Here is a 798-nt window from a genome sequence, read left to right as displayed (position 1 = left end):
CCATCGGAGGCCAACCACCCATCACCCGACTGACCAACCTCCCCGAACACCACATTTAGTCCAAACCGAGGGCGGTCCGTGACCGTTTTGTCCGCTCAGTTTGGACTAAAACTGGGATTTGGTGAGCGCGAGTTCCGGGGTTGGCCCAGTGCGGCGGTGAGGGTGAAGATTGGTGACCTGCGCCACTGCAACGGGGAGGTCATCGTCGTGGAAACCGAGCCCAAGAACATCAGCTACGACTCCGGCGTCTCCGACGTGCTGTTGCTGGGTGACACCATCGGCGCGAACCTGGACCGCACCGCGGCCCGCTTCCCGGAGCGAGATGCGCTGGTGGAGTTCTCCACGGGCCGTCGCTGGACCTACCGCGAGTTCGTCGCGGCGGTGGATTCGGTCGCGACCGGGCTGCTGGGCGCGGGCATCGCCAAGGGTGACCGCGTCGGCGTGTGGGCGCCGAACCGCGCCGAGTGGACGTTGACGCAGTACGCGACCGCGCGGGTGGGCGCGATCCTGGTGAACATCAACCCGGCCTACCGGGCGCACGAGCTGGAGTTCGTCCTCCAGCAGGCCGGTGTGCGGATGCTGGTGTCGGCGCAGTCGTTCAAGGGCTCCGACTACGTGGGAATCGTGAAGCAGGTGCGAGGCGGATGCCCGGGGCTGGAACGCGTGGTGTTCCTGGACTCGCCGGAGTGGGAGGCGTTGGCCGGTACCACCGCCGATTCCGAGAAGCTCGGCGAAATCCGGTTGTCGGCTGATGATGCGATCAACATTCAGTACACGTCGGGGACGACGGGTTTTCCG

The 798-nt window shown here is 65.7% G+C and carries 1 protein-coding gene; it reads left to right on the top strand.

Annotation, left to right across the window (positions count from 1 at the left end):
• Nucleotides 1–207 precede the first annotated feature (207 nt).
• On the top strand, nucleotides 208–798 hold a 591-nt coding region (locus ACYVF3_RS29855), incomplete at its 3' end, for an AMP-binding protein (RefSeq protein WP_461157617.1).

Source organism: Saccharopolyspora tripterygii (genome assembly GCF_054778355.1).
The sequence above is the reverse complement of the archived record's forward strand: the minus strand, read 5'-3'. Positions and strand labels throughout refer to the sequence as shown.